The organism is Salinadaptatus halalkaliphilus, from assembly GCF_006543045.1.
Taxonomy (GTDB): Archaea; Halobacteriota; Halobacteria; order Halobacteriales; family Natrialbaceae; genus Salinadaptatus; species Salinadaptatus halalkaliphilus.
Window position 1 is genome coordinate 333,390 of sequence record NZ_RBZW01000021.1, and the last position, 16,128, is coordinate 349,517.

Sequence of the window (16,128 nt, forward strand, 5' to 3'; positions counted from 1 at the left end):
GTCACTCGCGATCACCCAGTTCCGAGACGTCGAGCGTGTCGTGTTCCTCGTAGACCCGGTAGGAGAGCACGAGTGCGAACGCGGTCATACCGAAGCTGATGACGATCGCCGTGAGGACGAGCGCCTGGACCAACGGATCGGCGGTCGCGGGGACATCCACGCCGTGACCGGCCAGGATGGGAACCGTCTCGAAGTCACCCTCCGTGAGGCCGCCCATCGCCAGCAGATAGACGTTCGCCGCCTGTCCGACGATCGCCAGCCCCCAGACGACCCGGATCAGATCCCGGCGGAGCAACAGGAAGGTGCCAAGCGCGAACAGCGCGCCAACGACGAGCGCGAGGACGAACGCCGTCATTCGGCACCCACCACCGAGAGGATCGTCAGCAACCCGCCGACTACGACGCAGTAGACACCGAGGTCGAACGCGAGCGCGCTCGCGAGTTCGACGTGATCGTAGATCGGGACGCCCTCGAGTTCGACGTAGGACTGGGTAAGGAAGGGCAGATCGAACAGCAGCGGCACTAGCCCGCTGGTGACGGCGATGACGAGCCCGATCGTAAACAGCCGCCGGTAGGCCGTCACGATGCGGTCCCGCGAGGGCTCCTTGCCGGGTTCGACGTCGCGACCGAGGACGCCCCGCTCGAGGAAGTCCAGCCCGAACGCGAGATAGAGGACCGCGAACGCCGTCGTCGTGAGGACGCCGGCGATGAAGCCGCCGCCGGGAAGGTTGTGGCCCTCGACGAACAGCGACGCCGAGACGACGAATATGATGGGGACGACCGCTCGAGCGGTCGTGCGCATGATGACGGTCGTGGTCACGCGCGATCACCGTCGGTATGTGTCACGGACAGCCACTTTCCGAGTTCGATACGTCGGACCGTCATTCGGAATCACCGCCGGTGCGCATGATGATGAGGGTCAGGATCGAAATCGCCGCGAGCGCGACGACGACGAGTTCGCCGAGCGTGTCGAATCCCCGGAAGTCGACGAGGATCACGTTGACGATATTGGTGCCCCCGCCTTTGGGCACGGCCTGTTCCGCGTAGTAGCGCGCGAGCGCGGTGGTCTCCGCTGGACGGGCGTCGGTGGTGACGAGCACGGTGACGAACGCCGTCGCACCGACGGCGATCGAGAGGACGCTATCGCGGACGACGTTCCCGAGTTCGACCTCGTCGTACTCCGGAATTTCCTCGATAACGAGCAAGAACAGTACCAGCAGCAGCGTCTCGACGACCAACTGGGTCAGCGCCAGATCGGGCGCGCTGGCGAGGATGTAGAAGATGGCGATCATGAATCCGAGAATTGAGAGCGTCAGGATGCCGGCGACGTGTGACTCGGAACGGACGACCGCAATTCCGGCGGCAACCGCGACGAGCAGCACGAGGGCCGCTTCGGGCGGGGCGTCGAGACCGACGACGTCGGCAGGAACGATAGTTGCCGTCGCGGCGAACCCCAGGAGTGCAAGCGCGCACGTGGTGGCGAGCGTCCACGTCGCGTACGTCCGGAGCAGACCGTTGTGGACTCGACTGGCGAGCCAGGCGCCGCCGTCGGTGAGGCCATCGACGACGGCGTCGTACCACCAATTCGAACTGACCGGCGGCAGCGTCCGCGGAAAAGCGCGTATCCGCTCGTGAATCCACCCGTAGAACGGGTACGCAAGGAATCCGACGCCGATCGTGACGGCGCTCATCCCGACCGCCGGCGAGTACGCCGTCGGGAGGCCGACGTGCATCTCGTGAGGAGACACGGCGGTCGCGTCGACGCCCGACTGGACGATCGCACGGACCGCGAGTTCGGGATCGACGCTGAAAACCGCCGTTAGTGCGGCCAGCAGTGCCGGCGGTGCAAGCAGCGTGACCGGCGGTCGATGAATGGAGACCTCGCCAAGGGGTGCAGGACGGCTGCCGAAAAATAGCGAGAGGAATCGTAGCGAGTACAGGACCGTAAAAATGCTTCCGAAGACGGCGACCGCCGGATAGAGCCACTCGAGGGGGCCGATATCGTGGACGTGGCCGGCCTCGACGGCCGCCTCGAAGAGCAGCTCCTTCGAGTAGAAGCCGCTGAAGGGCGGGAGCCCCGCCATGCTGAGCGCGACGACGACGGTGACGAGCGTCGTTATCGGGAGGTCGTGGCGGAGTCCGCCGAGGTCCCCGAGTCGGCGCGTGCCGGCTTCGTGAGCGACGATGCCTGCGATCAGGAACAGGGCGGCCTTGAATAGGGCGTGGTTGAGCAGATGAAAGACGCCGGTTTCGGCACCCAGAACGGAGGTAAAGCCGAAGCCGGCCGTAATGAGCCCGAGGTGACTCGCGGTCGAGTACGCCAGCAGTTCCTTGATATCGGTCGATGCGACCGCGAGGACGGCACAGATCGTCATCGTCGCCAGTCCGAGCGTCGCGAACAGGAGGAGCCACTCGAGGCCGGCGAGCAGGGGTCGAACTCGGCCGACGAAGTAGACGCCGACTTTCACCATCGTTGCGGAGTGGAGGAAGGCCGAAACCGGGGTGGGAGCGGCCATCGCGTTAGGGAGCCAGAAGTGGACCGGAACCTGCGCGGACTTCGTCGCTGCGCCGATTGCGACGAGTCCGAGCACCGGGACGAACAGGCCCGCCTCGCGCAACGCCCTCTGCATCTCGTCGGAGCTCTCGAGCATCGCGGCGAGGTCGAAGGCGGCGGCGGGGCCGAGGGCATCGCCGGCCACGATCGAGAGCAACAGGAAGCCGACGAGCAAAAAGAGCCCGCCGCCGACGGTGACGAACATGGCCATGCGGGCGGCGTACAGCGAGGCGTCGTCGTCGGTGTGATAGCCGATGAGGACGAACGAACAGAGGCTGGTGAGTTCCCAGAACAGAAAGATCGCCACCAGGTCGGCAGCCAGCGCGACCCCGATGACCGATCCCATGAACGCCAACAACGCGGCGTAGTATCTGACGAGACCCGGTTCGCCGTGCATGTATGCCGGTGAGTACAGAAAGACGCAGACCCCGATCCCACTTGCGAGCAGCGCGAACAACAGTGCCCAGCCATCGACGGTGAATCTAAGCGTCACCTCGAGCGAGGGGATCCAGGCGAGTTCGACGGTCCCGGCGGCCCCGTACTGGGACGCGAGCAGGCCGAAACAGCAGGCCGCCACCGCTCCACCGGCGTACCCCGTCCGTTCGCCGAGTACGTGAAACAGCAGTGGCGTCACAGCTGCGGCTGCAAACGGTAACGCAACTGCAGCAAGAACGACCGTCAGTTCCGGGGACATCCAGACTGTGAGTCACGCTACAGGTAGCGGTGGCTTAACCGTTTGGCCAGAGTTTTCGGCGCCGACCACTTCCGCCGGGGGGTTGCTGACGCCCCAACGATGGTATCCGTGTGGAAACATCTTTCCTCGTCCCCGGTGTATCAACCAGTATGAGCGACGATCCCGTGACGCGTCTCCGCGACAACGTGACGGAAGTCACGGCGATGGTGCTGACCGGGCTCTGGCTGCTCGGACTCTTTACTGGCCAGTGGTGGTGGCTCCCGCTGTTGCTCGTCAGCTACGTCGTCATCATCCCGATGGTCGCCCTACTGTTTGGCGACGAGGCCGACCACGAGGAGTGGTGGGACTGGAGCGACACCGCATCCTGGGACGACGAAGCCGAGTCCAGCGGGTCAGCCGACGACCGACCGACTCGAGCCGACGCGAGCGAGTCCAGTCCGGGCGATGCGCTGGAGACGCTTCGGGATCGGTATGCGGCCGGCGAGTTGACCGACGCGCAGTTCGAGCGGAAACTCGAGCGCTTACTCGAGACGGAGACGATCGAGGACGCCGATCGGTGGCGCCACGACGCGCGCGAGGAACGCGATCGCCGCCACGAGCGACCCACGCAGAGCACAGACACCACCGATGGGCCGAGAGAGCGAGAACTCGAGCGGGATCCGAACTGAGACGGGATTGGGAAATCGGGTCCCAGTGTCCCCCATTCCGATCGCGGTTATACGCTAAGCAGGCGCAATACCACGTCGTTCACGGCGTGGATACGCGCCGTCATCCCACCACCAATCATCGGAATCCAACTTCTCTGAGATTTGAACGCTAACGTTCAAGTGGACAGGCCACTTACATTACAAGTAGGAATTAGGTTGGAACGGAGCGATTCCCACCGGTCCTGCGGAGGCGGCCTGTCCGCCCCAAGCAATGAGATCGTTCGAGAATCTTTGATTCTCGTGATGACGAAAATCGTCGATTTTCGAACCACAGTATCCGGAACCAGTCGGGTGAACGGTCGGTTCCTATAATGAACCGATGCAGTGCCTGACTGCTTGGAAGCAGTCGGAAAGTAACTCCGAGTCCGTCGAAATCTGCCGGACTCCCCCGTGGCAAAAACAACACCGGGAGTCCGAATATGACCAAGGATAGGAGTACCGGGGGCTTGGCACTCCCAGCAGTCCCACCCGCCAAAAGACCATGAGCATCCCGACGGATTCTCACCGACTGGATGCTCGGTGAGACTGCAAACCTGAAATCTCCAACGCTGAGCAAACCGGAGGTTTGCGACGTACGCGAATCTTCGATTCGCTTGACTCAGGATTCCTCCGCGTTTACGCGGAAGAGGATGTCAAATTCGTCCTCGTTTGTTTCGTCTCCCATGGGTGTCGGACGGACGACAACCGTATGTACTTGTTGTGATGATTTGAGTAACTACTGTGTTTTCGCTGGTAGTTCTCCGTCCGAGACGACACCGCGTCAGTATCAGGATGACCGGAATCAGTCGTTGCACCCGTTTCGAAGGAATTGGTGGCGTCGTGGCTCCGTGATGGACACCGACGTGACGCTCCGAAGTGGTGACTCCGACACGCTTATTCACGCCGCGCGACGAAATCCCTGTAGTGAGCACCGAGACGCCCGAACCCACCGAGACCGAGGCCTTCGAGCGAGTCTGTGAGACGCTCGTCGAGCGCATTCTCGCCGGCGAGATCGAGCGCGACGAGGTCGAGAAAGCCAAACTCGAGGCCTGTTCGGAGCACTCGGCGCCGAAGGTACCCAAGAACTCCGAGCTGTTGGACTACGCGCCACAGGAGCACCGCGAAGCACTCGAGGAAGTCCTCCAGCGCAAACCCGTCCGGACGGCCTCGGGCGTCTCGCCCGTCGCGATCATGACCTCGCCCGAACGGTGTCCCCACGGGAAGTGTCTGTACTGTCCCGGCGGCCCCGACTCGGAGTTCTCGAGTTCCCAGAGCTACACCGGGAACGAGCCCGCTGCCGCCCGCGGCGTCCAGAACGACTACGATCCCTACGGCCAGGTCCGGCTCCGTCTCGAGCAACTGCGCGAGATCGGCCATCCGGTCGACAAGGTCGAACTCATCCTGATGGGTGGGACGATGACCGCCCGCAGCCACGACTACCAGGAGTGGTTTGTCAAGCGCGCCCTGGAAGCGATGAACGACTTCGACGTGGACAAACAGCCCGAGCCGGCCGAGGGCGTGAGCTTCGCGCAGGATCCCGACGAGTACGAGTGGCGATACGTAGAGGACGTTATCGCCGAAAACGAGACGGCCGACATCCGTAACATCGGGACGACCTTCGAGACCAAACCCGACTGGTGTGACCCCGAGCAGATCGACCGAATGCTCGATCTGGGCGGGACGAAAGTCGAGGTCGGCGTCCAGACCACCTACGAGCGGATCAACCGGGAGATGCACCGGGGCCACGGGGTCCAGGCCTCGATCGACGCCAACCAGCGCCTGCGCGATTCGGCGTTCAAGGTCGGCTTCCACATGATGCCCGGCCAACCCGGGATGAGCAAAGAGATGTGTCTCGAGGACTTCCGGCGCATCTTCGAGCAGGAGCAGTGGAAGCCAGACTACCTAAAGATCTATCCGACGCTGATCGTCCGCGGGACGGCGACCTACGACTGGTGGCACGAAGGCGAGTACGAGCCACTCGGCAACGAGGAGGCCGCCGAACTGATCGCCGAGATTAAGGACATGATCCCCCGGTACACGCGCCTGCAGCGGGTCCAGCGAGACATTCCGGCCGATTACATCGACGCCGGCGTTTGGAAATCGAACCTCCGACAACTGGCCAGAAAGCGGATGGCCGACCACGACTGGTCCTGCGAGTGTATCCGCTGTCGCGAGGTCGGGATGAACGACGCCGAGCCCGACGAGATCGACCTCGAGGTCACGAGCTACGACGCCTGCGGCGGCACGGAACACTTTCTTTCGTTCGAGGATTTCGATCAAGACCTCTTGATCGGCTTCTGTCGACTCCGGCTCCCGTCGGATCCGGTCCGACCGGAACTCGAGAACGCGGCCCTGATTCGGGAACTGCACGTCTACGGCTCCGAAGTCACGGTCGGCACCGACGGGGAGACCGACCAGCACCAGCACAAAGGCTACGGCCGCCGGTTGATGGAACGCGCCGAGGAACTTGCCAGCGATGCGGGCTACGACAAACTCAGCGTCATCTCGGGGATCGGCGCTCGAGAGTACTACCGGAACAAGTTGGGCTACCACCAGGATGGCCCCTACGTCAGCAAGCGGTTGTAGCGTCGATCGGTCAGCCCTTCTCCGCACTCGAGTCGAGTGCGTCGTCGAAGGCCGCTTTCGTCCGTTGGCTTGCCGCCCGCACGTAGGCCGTATCGACGCCGACCATGAGGCCGTCGAAGCCGCGCTCGAGCCAGCGCTCGATATCCTCGTCGCCGAGCGCGAGCGTCGTGACCGCCGTCTCCGCCGCGTGACCGGCCTCGAGGATGCGATCGACCGCCTCGAGAAAGCGGTCGTTCGTCACGTCCGCGGTGATGCCAAGCGCCGTCGAGAGATCGGCGGGGCCGACGAAGAGGCCGTCCACTCCCTCGACGGCGGCGATCTCCTCGACGTTCTCGAGCCCCGCCTCGGTCTCGATCTGGGCGATCGTCACGATCTCGTCGTTGGCCTCCTCGACGTACTCGGGGAATCGGTAGCCGTACTCGCTGGCTCGTCCGTTCGCGACGCCGCGGATGCCGTCGGGCGGATACTTGGTCGCCTCGACGAACGCACGGGCCTCGTCGGCCGTGTCGATCATCGGCGCCATCACGCCGTCGACGCCGATGTCGAGGACGCGCTTGATCTCGGCCGCGTCGTTTTCCGAGACGCGAGCGAGCGTCCCGGTGTCGGTGCCGGCCGCGTCGACCGCTCGCGCCATCTCGATCGCCGTCTCGAAATCCATCGGCGTATGCTCTACGTCGATGACGGCGACGTCGAATTCGGTGAGGCCGGTGATCTCGGCGACGGCGGGATCGGACAGCGTGTGCCAGTTCCCGACGATCGGCTCGCGCGCTCGCAATTTAGCTGGGAAGGACATGTCCCGATGTTGCCCATAGCCGGCGAAAAAGCTCCGGGTAGCGGTCGGTCGTGTGGCGACCACCGGTCGGACGGTACGGCGTGGCACCGAGACGACCGCGAGCATAACTCGATTGTATCGACTAGTTATAATAGACTGGGAATCGGTCACGTTCGTATGGCGTTCAGCGACCAGCTACTTGAGGAGGGAAGCCACATCTGGGCGGCCCAGAAAGACCACCCGTTCGTCCGCGAACTCGCCGCTGGCACGCTCGAGCGGGCGGCGTTCGAACACTGGGTGAAACAGGATTATCGCTACCTGCTCGATTACGCGCGCGTGTTCTCCATCGCGGGGACGAAGGCTCGCGACGAGGCGACGATGACCCACCTGCTCGGGGTCGCCCACGAGGTCTTAGATCACGAGATGGACCTCCACCGGGCGTTCGCCGCCGACTACGGAATCAGCCGCGAGGAGCTCGAGGCCGTCGAGAAGGCCCCGACCTGCGTCGCCTACACGAACTTCCTCGTGCGGACAGCTCACGAGGGCTCGATCGCCGAAATCGCCGGCGCGCTCTACCCGTGCATGCAGGGGTATCTCGACGTCGCCGAGCACATGGCCGACCTCGCCGAGGACGACCACGAGTACACGCCCTTCATCGAGCTGTACACCGGCGATGAGTTCCGCGAGGCGACGGCCTGGTGTCGCGAGTTCGTCGACGACTGCGGCGAGCGGTTCCCCGGCGAGCACGAGGCCATGACCGAGGCGTTCCTGACAAGCGCAAAACTCGAGTACCGGTTCTGGGAGATGGCCTACACGCTCGAGGGGTGGGAGCTGTGACCGCCAGTACTCCCGCCGAGGGTGATTCGGGCGCTCGGCCGACGTACGAGGCCTACGCCGCCGATAGCGACGAGCCCGAGCCGCGGTTTACCGACTGGCTCCGCGAGCGATCCGAACCCGCCTGGACCGACGCCGTCGACCACCCCTTTACCCGGGAGTTAGCCGACGGCACGCTCGCCGAAGACGCCTACGCCGACTATCTCGTCCAGGACTACGCGTTCGTCGGCCAGCTCGTCGGCGCGTTCGGCCACGCGGTCGGGCAGGCTCCCGACATGGCGGCGAAACGTCGACTCGTCGAGTTCCTCGAGACGGTCACCGACGACGAGGACGACTACTTCGAACGGTCGTTCGACGCGCTCTCGGTCCCGGAGTCGCGCCGACAGGATCCAGACCTCGCGGAGCCGACGGCGGCGTTTATCGATCTGCTCGGCCGAGCCACAGGCGAGGGCGGGTACGCCGAGACGCTCGCCGTACTGGTGCCCGCCGAGTGGATCTACGAGGCCTGGGCCACCGCAGCCGTCGAGACACACGCCGATTCCGCCGCTGACGGCCCGCCAAGCGCCGGCACCGAGTTGCCGTTCTACTACGCCGAGTGGATCGACCTCCACGCCGTCGAGCCGTTCTGTGAATTCGTCGCCTGGCTTCGGAGCCAACTCGATGCGATCGGCCCCGAACTCTCCCCGCGGCGCCAGCGACGCGTCGCGGCGCTGTTCGGGCGGACCGTCACCCTCGAGGTCGCCTTTTTCGATGCGGCCTACGAACGGTAAGCAGACGAGACTCTCGATCGTCCGCGATACGGCCGGTCAATCGATCGAAATCTCGAGTTCGAGCACACCGAGATACGACGGCGCGTTACCGCCGCTGGTTCGGAACTCGGTCGGCGTCGAGTCGACGTACTGGTAGAACTCCGCCTGCGTGGTCGGCATCGTAACCCGGCCGTCTTCGCCCTGCAGGTATGCTGGGGCCTTCGTCTGGTGCATCCGCTCGACCTGTTCGGTCCACTCTTCGCCGCTGTGGAGGAAGATGCCGAACGAAAAGCGGCCGGCGGCGACGGCGTCGCGTTTCGTCTCGAACTCGTCGGCTTCCTCGACCGTGTACTCCTCGTCGCTGATCCAGGCGATCGCCGCAAGTCCGCTCGTCCGCAGCAGGTAGGCGTCCCAGGAGAGCGTATCGTCGAAGATCTCCCAGGCATTTCGCGGGCCGACCGTGTTGACCTCGACGCTGAAGGCGGGGCGACCACGCGCGCCGGTCGCCTCGTGGACGAACGTCGCGTCGTAGCCCGGCACCCGAATGCCCCGATCATGATACACCAGTCCGTCGGCCTCGAGGTCGAGGTCGTTGTGCTCGGTTACCCCCTCGAGAAAGTCAAGTACCGAAATGGCACCGGTCTCCTCGAGTCCCTCGAAAAACGTGGGGAGGTGATGCACCGCCGACCACGGCTGGAATCCCTCGGGCGTACTCATCGCTGTCACCGCCCCCCGTCGCGGGCTGCACTCGTGGTCGCACTCGAGGGCGGCATCTCGAGCGTGGCGTAGACATCGCTCATACCCGACTCCAGGTGCCGGATTCGGATTAGTGTTTCCGACTGCCGCTCTCGCCCTGTCACAGGGGCGCCGTGGCCCCCACTCCCGGACGGCAAAACGCCAGGGTTACGGCAGGCGGGTCCCGACTACGGCTATGGAAGTGCCGTGCGTTCGCGTCGCGCCGGCTGCAGGCGAAGCGACGCGTCGCGACCTGGCGGACGCGAACCTGATCGACGACGGCTACGAGATCGCCGTCGTCGACGACGACCTCTACATCCCCGTCACCGATCCCGACGCCGTCCCCGACGACCTCGAGGTCGTCACTCGAGACGCGACCGAGCGCGAGACCCAGACGACGCCGGCCGATCTCCTCGGATTCGACCCGTCCTACGAGCGCCTCGGCGAGGCGGCGCTGATCGACGAAGACGATTCCGACCGCGCCCGCGAAATCGCCGACGCGATCGTCGACTCGGATCTCCCCCTCGAGACCGTCCTGAACAAGGCCTCGAAGGTCAAAGGCGAGACCCGGGTTCGCGACTGGGAACTGCTCGCGGGCGAGAGCACCGCGGTCGTCCACCGCGAGTACGGCTGTGAATTTGGGCTGGATCTCGCGGCGGTCTACTTCTCGCCGCGGCTCGCGACCGAACGCTACCGGGTTACCGAACAGGTCCAGGAGGACGAACGGGCGTTCGACATGTTCGCCGGCGTCGGTCCCTTCGTCGTTCCCGTTGCCAAGCGTGGCGCCGAGGTGGTCGGTGTCGACATCAACGAAACCGCGATCGAGTACCTCCGAGAAAACGCCCGGCGCAACGATGTCGACGACCGCGTCACCGCCATCTGTGACGACGTTCGCGAGGTCGCCCCCGACTACGAAGACTGGGCCGACCGACTCGTGATGAACCTCCCCCACAGCGCCGACGAGTTCCTCACCGCCGCAGTCACGATCGCTGGCGACGACTGCGTGCTCCACTACTACGACATCCAACACGAAGACGATCCCTTCGGCCCCGGTGAACGAGCCATCCGAGCGGCCGCCGAACCCGACTACGGCGTCACCGTCGAAACCAAGCGCGTCGTCCGCTCGTACGCCCCCCACGAACTCAACGTCTGTCTCGACGTCCGACTCGAGCGATAACCGGATGGCGAGCGAATCGCTCCCACGACGATATCGATTCGCAATCCTTATGGCTGGTATCGGCCTTACAACAGAATGCACTCGCGCCGGTGTAGCTCAGACTGGCAGAGCGAATCCTTCGTAAGGATTAGGTCGAGGGTTCAAATCCCTCCACCGGCTTTTTGCTGCGAACAACACGTGAGCAGCAACAGCCGTCGAGTGATTTGATACGGTCTGGTGTCACGATTCACCGGTGAAACCACAGCTGGAACCGCGGTTCCTCCCCCTATCGATCGGCCTCGAACAGATCGATCGGCCAACTCGAGGAGTTCAATAAACGTCTTCTATACGGACCATTATTGCCTCTTGGCGAGCGTATTTTACCTTCGTTACCCGAATTCACAACCGTTTGAAAGTATCCGCACAGCGATGTTGTAGATTGGGCGCCATGACTGTTCAGTCACAGCGACTCACGACCGGCGAGTCGGAGCGGGATTGATGAGTTCCGAAACCAGCCCGACGATACCATCGGACCGTATCGTCGCGCTCGATGCACTTCGCGGAGTCGCGTTGCTCGGCATCTTGCTGGTCAACATCTGGGTCTTTTCGATGCCCGAAGCGACGCTATCGAACCCGACGGTCTACGGCGACCTCTCGGGCTACAACTACTGGGCCTGGCTCGGCACACACGTCTTCGCCCAACAGAAGTTCATCACGCTGTTTACCATCCTGTTTGGCGCCGGCGTCGTCCTATTCACCCGAAGTGCCGAACGGAAAGCACAGTCTCCCATCGGGTTATTCCACCGTCGATCACGGTGGCTCATCCTCTTCGGACTCGCCCACGCCTATCTGCTGTGGTACGGCGACATCCTCTTTGCCTACGGCGTCTGCGCTCTCGGCGTCGTCTTCCTGCGAGACCTCGAGCCACAACCGCTGGCACTGTTCGGCGTCACGCTGGTGGCCGTTCCCTCGATACTCGAGGTTCTGGCTGGCCTCACAGCCGATCCTACGGCGCTTGCGAGCGCGTGGCGCCCCTCCGCAGTCGCGCTCGAGGCGGAACTCGAGGCCTATCGCAGCGGCTGGATCGCCCAGCTGAACCATCGGGCACCGGCGGCCTTCCAGCGACAGACATCGGGCTTTGTCAGCTACACCGCCTGGCGGGTCAGCGGCTCGATGCTACTTGGCATGGCGCTGTTCAAGTGGGGCGTGCTGACGAACGACCGCTCGAGTCGGTTCTATCGCCAACTGGTCGTCGGCGGTGCCACGAGCGGCCTCACCGTCATCCTCGCCGGCGTCTGGTTCATCCAGGCGACGAACTGGGATCCCGCGGCGGGGCTGTTCTGGCGGCAGTTCAACTACTGGGGGAGCTTTGCACTCGCCGGCGCCTACATCGGCGTCGTCATGTTGTATTGCCAGTGGCGATCCGACGGCGTCGTCACCCGAGCGACAGCCGCCGTCGGGCGGACTGCGTTCAGCAACTACATCCTCCAGACGCTGCTGGCAACGTCGATTTTTTACGGGCACGGTCTCGGGCTCTTCGGGCAGGTCACGCGCCTCGAGGCCCTCGGCATCGTCGTGGCGATCTGGGCAGTACAGGTCCCGCTGTCAGTGCTGTGGCTGCGGTACTTCCAGTATGGACCATTGGAGTGGGGCTGGCGCGTGCTGACGTACCGGTCCAGCCAGCAACTTCGGCGAAGCAACCATACCAAAAATTGAGTTTGACCGGCTTCAGTTCGTACTCGACCGAAAGAACAGTAGGGTAGGACCAAGAATTGTCACTCCAAACCCGCCAAGGATCGACCTAGCTTTTCTAGGTGCCCGATGATCTCGAACAACTGCCAGTTTCAACCCCACAAGGGTTCGTCTGAAACGTTGGCGTTCGGGAATTGGGCACGGCATGGTAACGGTGCTTCAACCCCACAAGGGTTCGTCTGAAACATCGCCAATATCCATCGCGAAGACAGCTGTGTCTCCGCTTCAACCCCACAAGGGTTCGTCTGAAACTCGGCGCACCGCCGCGTTGTGGGTGAGTCATCGTTCGCTTCAACCCCACAAGGGTTCGTCTGAAACCGCCAGCGGTCGGGTGAAGCCTACGAACAGGAGATTGCTTCAACCCCACAAGGGTTCGTCTGAAACGCCGTCCTCGGCAGCCGTATCCTCGAGTCCCCAACTGCTTCAACCCCACAAGGGTTCGTCTGAAACCCTCGACCGGCTCCAGTTCGCCCACGAGAACAACCCGCTTCAACCCCACAAGGGTTCGTCTGAAACAGGCAGTCGTCCCGCGGGACGAGTGGCGCGACGTCGCTTCAACCCCACAAGGGTTCGTCTGAAACCTCATCAGCGCCGTCGAAGACAGCGAGACGACCGTCGCTTCAACCCCACAAGGGTTCGTCTGAAACAAGACGCGACGGTTGACGCCATCCTCGAAGGGGTTGCTTCAACCCCACAAGGGTTCGTCTGAAACCCGTGATACTAAGGTCGTCCTTGGTACAAAGTCCAAGCTTCAACCCCACAAGGGTTCGTCTGAAACCAACGCAGTCAACGGAGCCGTGACTGCGGCACTGAGCTTCAACCCCACAAGGGTTCGTCTGAAACCTCGAGCGTAGTCCCAAGCGCGAACTCACCGGGGGCTTCAACCCCACAAGGGTTCGTCTGAAACAGTGCATACGAGACAACCGCTAGAACCACACTAGCGGCTTCAACCCCACAAGGGTTCGTCTGAAACAACACCCTTATCGAGTTGGTCATCCAACCACCGCATGCTTCAACCCCACAAGGGTTCGTCTGAAACTGCTCGGTATCGTCGCCACTCGAGAGGCTTGGAAGGCTTCAACCCCACAAGGGTTCGTCTGAAACGGGGTGGTTCGCTATGGTAGATAGTGATACTGAGCGCTTCAACCCCACAAGGGTTCGTCTGAAACACTCAACACCGGGGATTCGGTTGACTTGGTCAATGACGCTTCAACCCCACAAGGGTTCGTCTGAAACGCACATGATTAGCATTAAATACAACGACGACGGACGCTTCAACCCCACAAGGGTTCGTCTGAAACCTGCGTCCGTCGCGTCTACAGAAAAGGTTAGCTGGCTTCAACCCCACAAGGGTTCGTCTGAAACACGTCGTTCGTATCTGAGTTCTGAAACTCCAAGTCGCTTCAACCCCACAAGGGTTCGTCTGAAACGATTCGCAATGAGACGGTTTCAAACGACCAATCAGGCTTCAACCCCACAAGGGTTCGTCTGAAACTGATTGTCCATCCACCGATACACAGTACCCTGATTGGCTTCAACCCCACAAGGGTTCGTCTGAAACTTGCCAAGACTTCGAGCGTGCTGTCGTACCACATGCTTCAACCCCACAAGGGTTCGTCTGAAACGAGATCAATCGCGACTTCGTCGTAATCGCCAGCAGCGCTTCAACCCCACAAGGGTTCGTCTGAAACTTTACAGTCCATCACAAGGCATATTATACCTCGAGCCGCTTCAACCCCACAAGGGTTCGTCTGAAACTTCGCCCCACCAGCCCACATCGGGTTCCCATCACCCGCTTCAACCCCACAAGGGTTCGTCTGAAACTGGACATCCAGACGGGACGCTTGACAACATCGGATCGGCTTCAACCCCACAAGGGTTCGTCTGAAACTCTGCTGGATGACGGCCTCGAACAGTTGGGTTAGGCTTCAACCCCACAAGGGTTCGTCTGAAACACATATCATGGATTGTTTCGTTGAGGTCAGCGTTGGTGCTTCAACCCCACAAGGGTTCGTCTGAAACGAGGATGTGATCGTCCGCGTCCTCGAGTACCTCTGGGCTTCAACCCCACAAGGGTTCGTCTGAAACTGGACTTGAGTGGGTCGGAGGTAACAGAGGAGGACGTGCTTCAACCCCACAAGGGTTCGTCTGAAACTCGCTACCGACGCCCCACCAGTCCTAACTCGTGGCGCTTCAACCCCACAAGGGTTCGTCTGAAACCTGTTGCAGCACTCCAAGAGTTAGGCCACCTCGAGCTTCAACCCCACAAGGGTTCGTCTGAAACTCTTCCGCGTCCGCTGCAATCACCGTATCGTCAAACGCTTCAACCCCACAAGGGTTCGTCTGAAACGGTCATCACTTCCCCCGTTGTCCGAAGACTGCTCGAGGCTTCAACCCCACAAGGGTTCGTCTGAAACTACAACCCGGCATTTTGCACTCGGTCATGCTAGTTCGCTTCAACCCCACAAGGGTTCGTCTGAAACGCTCCCAGCGTGCTCGAGGCAGTCGGGATGTACGAAGCTTCAACCCCACAAGGGTTCGTCTGAAACCCGGCGATTCGCCCGCGTTTCGTACCGTTGTTCCAGCTTCAACCCCACAAGGGTTCGTCTGAAACACAATCCAGAACCGTGCGAGTGGGAAGATACTCGCGCTTCAACCCCACAAGGGTTCGTCTGAAACAAACAGTCGATCACCCGACAGGCGTCGGAGCTGATCGCTTCAACCCCACAAGGGTTCGTCTGAAACGCGAGGTCGTCGACTCCGAGGCCGTCTCAGTTGCGGCTTCAACCCCACAAGGGTTCGTCTGAAACTATCAACGCGGCCACGGACTACCTCGAGCGTTTCAATGCTTCAACCCCACAAGGGTTCGTCTGAAACTCGTCGTCTGTCTCCGGTTCTGGCAACTCGAAGCATGCTTCAACCCCACAAGGGTTCGTCTGAAACCCGTCGTCAAGGCTTTCGATAAGTTCGCTTGCGCTGCTTCAACCCCACAAGGGTTCGTCTGAAACGATCTACCCCATAGGCAAATCCATGTCCGAGCATTCGCTTCAACCCCACAAGGGTTCGTCTGAAACGTCGGCCTTGTCCGGCCGCTCGACCGCTGTCGGATCGCTTCAACCCCACAAGGGTTCGTCTGAAACAAGGAGCTCACTGGTGGCGAGGACGAGGTCAGCGCCGCTTCAACCCCACAAGGGTTCGTCTGAAACGTCAAACGAAACGAGCTTGAAGACGCGGATAGAGACGCTTCAACCCCACAAGGGTTCGTCTGAAACGCGGTCGTCCCCCTCTCGAGCAGGGTCAACACCAAGGCTTCAACCCCACAAGGGTTCGTCTGAAACCCGATCTGTCCCTCGGCGCCGTAGTCACGGAGGTTGCTTCAACCCCACAAGGGTTCGTCTGAAACGCTTCGACCAGTACGAGCCGATCAGCGAACAGATCGCTTCAACCCCACAAGGGTTCGTCTGAAACATCGTTCACAATGCGGATACGGGCGAGATATTCGGCGCTTCAACCCCACAAGGGTTCGTCTGAAACATCGAACCCACAAGGGAGACTCGAATTTGGCCAACCGCTTCAACCCCACAAGGGTTCGTCTGAAACGAGTTCCTCGA

At 62.0% G+C, this 16,128-nt stretch carries 11 protein-coding genes, 1 tRNA gene and 1 CRISPR repeat array (1 of these 13 cut by a window edge); of the genes, 7 read left to right on the forward strand and 5 right to left on the reverse strand.

The genetic code is table 11. The features are described from left to right. Window position 1 precedes the first annotated feature (1 nt). From D8Y22_RS09040 to mbhE, 3 genes are all read right to left on the reverse strand, one after another. Window positions 2-355: a sodium:proton antiporter gene (locus D8Y22_RS09040; protein WP_141464376.1), complete on the reverse strand. Its 354-nt coding sequence runs from the start codon at window positions 353-355 to the stop codon at window positions 2-4. Beyond that, window positions 352-801 carry an MnhB domain-containing protein gene (locus D8Y22_RS09045; protein WP_141464506.1) on the reverse strand — a complete coding sequence of 150 codons (450 nt, stop codon included), beginning with the start codon at window positions 799-801 and terminating at the stop codon, window positions 352-354. The genes D8Y22_RS09040 and D8Y22_RS09045 overlap by 4 nt, the downstream gene beginning before the upstream one ends. 79 nt (window positions 802-880) lie before the next feature. After that, window positions 881-3,247, reverse strand: a complete 2,367-nt coding sequence (mbhE, locus tag D8Y22_RS09050) for a hydrogen gas-evolving membrane-bound hydrogenase subunit E (protein WP_141464377.1) — start codon at window positions 3,245-3,247, stop codon at window positions 881-883. A gap of 149 nt (window positions 3,248-3,396) precedes the next feature. On the opposite strand from mbhE, the gene D8Y22_RS09055 reads away from it, so the two are divergent. Further along, entirely contained in the window at window positions 3,397-3,915 is a 519-nt protein-coding gene (locus D8Y22_RS09055; protein ID WP_141464378.1) for an SHOCT domain-containing protein, read from the forward strand. A gap of 942 nt (window positions 3,916-4,857) precedes the next feature. Further along, the gene (locus D8Y22_RS09060; RefSeq protein ID WP_141464379.1) at window positions 4,858-6,519 is read left to right on the forward strand and encodes a tRNA uridine(34) 5-carboxymethylaminomethyl modification radical SAM/GNAT enzyme Elp3; all 1,662 of its coding nucleotides are present in this window, start codon (window positions 4,858-4,860) and stop codon (window positions 6,517-6,519) included. Between the two features lie 10 nt (window positions 6,520-6,529). Here D8Y22_RS09060 and D8Y22_RS09065 read toward each other — a convergent pair whose 3' ends face one another. Continuing rightward, window positions 6,530-7,312, reverse strand: a complete 783-nt coding sequence (locus tag D8Y22_RS09065) for an HpcH/HpaI aldolase family protein (protein WP_141464380.1) — start codon at window positions 7,310-7,312, stop codon at window positions 6,530-6,532. Window positions 7,313-7,468: 156 nt separating this feature from the next. On the opposite strand from D8Y22_RS09065, the gene tenA reads away from it, so the two are divergent. Together tenA and D8Y22_RS09075 are read left to right on the forward strand one after the other, a co-directional pair. Beyond that, on the forward strand, window positions 7,469-8,128 hold the full coding sequence (gene tenA, locus D8Y22_RS09070) for a thiaminase II (protein WP_141464381.1): 660 nt from the start codon (window positions 7,469-7,471) through the stop codon (window positions 8,126-8,128). Further along, window positions 8,125-8,895, forward strand: coding sequence for a TenA family protein (locus D8Y22_RS09075; protein WP_141464382.1), 771 nt, complete (start codon window positions 8,125-8,127; stop codon window positions 8,893-8,895). Before tenA ends, D8Y22_RS09075 begins: the two co-directional genes overlap by 4 nt. Window positions 8,896-8,931: 36 nt before the next feature. Here D8Y22_RS09075 and D8Y22_RS09080 read toward each other — a convergent pair whose 3' ends face one another. After that, a complete protein-coding gene (locus tag D8Y22_RS09080) occupies window positions 8,932-9,591 on the reverse strand; it encodes a hypothetical protein (RefSeq protein ID WP_141464383.1) in 660 nt (219 codons plus the stop codon). A gap of 214 nt (window positions 9,592-9,805) precedes the next feature. On the opposite strand from D8Y22_RS09080, the gene D8Y22_RS09085 reads away from it, so the two are divergent. From D8Y22_RS09085 to D8Y22_RS09095, 3 genes are all read left to right on the forward strand, one after another. Then, window positions 9,806-10,786: a class I SAM-dependent methyltransferase gene (locus D8Y22_RS09085; RefSeq protein ID WP_141464384.1), complete on the forward strand. Its 981-nt coding sequence runs from the start codon at window positions 9,806-9,808 to the stop codon at window positions 10,784-10,786. Between the two features lie 85 nt (window positions 10,787-10,871). After that, a tRNA-Thr gene (locus tag D8Y22_RS09090) sits at window positions 10,872-10,945 on the forward strand. 318 nt (window positions 10,946-11,263) lie between these two features. Next, entirely contained in the window at window positions 11,264-12,481 is a 1,218-nt protein-coding gene (locus D8Y22_RS09095; RefSeq protein WP_141464385.1) for a DUF418 domain-containing protein, read from the forward strand. Window positions 12,482-12,606: 125 nt separating this feature from the next. Further along, window positions 12,607-16,128: a CRISPR direct-repeat array (repeat unit 30 nt; unit sequence GCTTCAACCCCACAAGGGTTCGTCTGAAAC) (it continues 121 nt past the right edge of the window).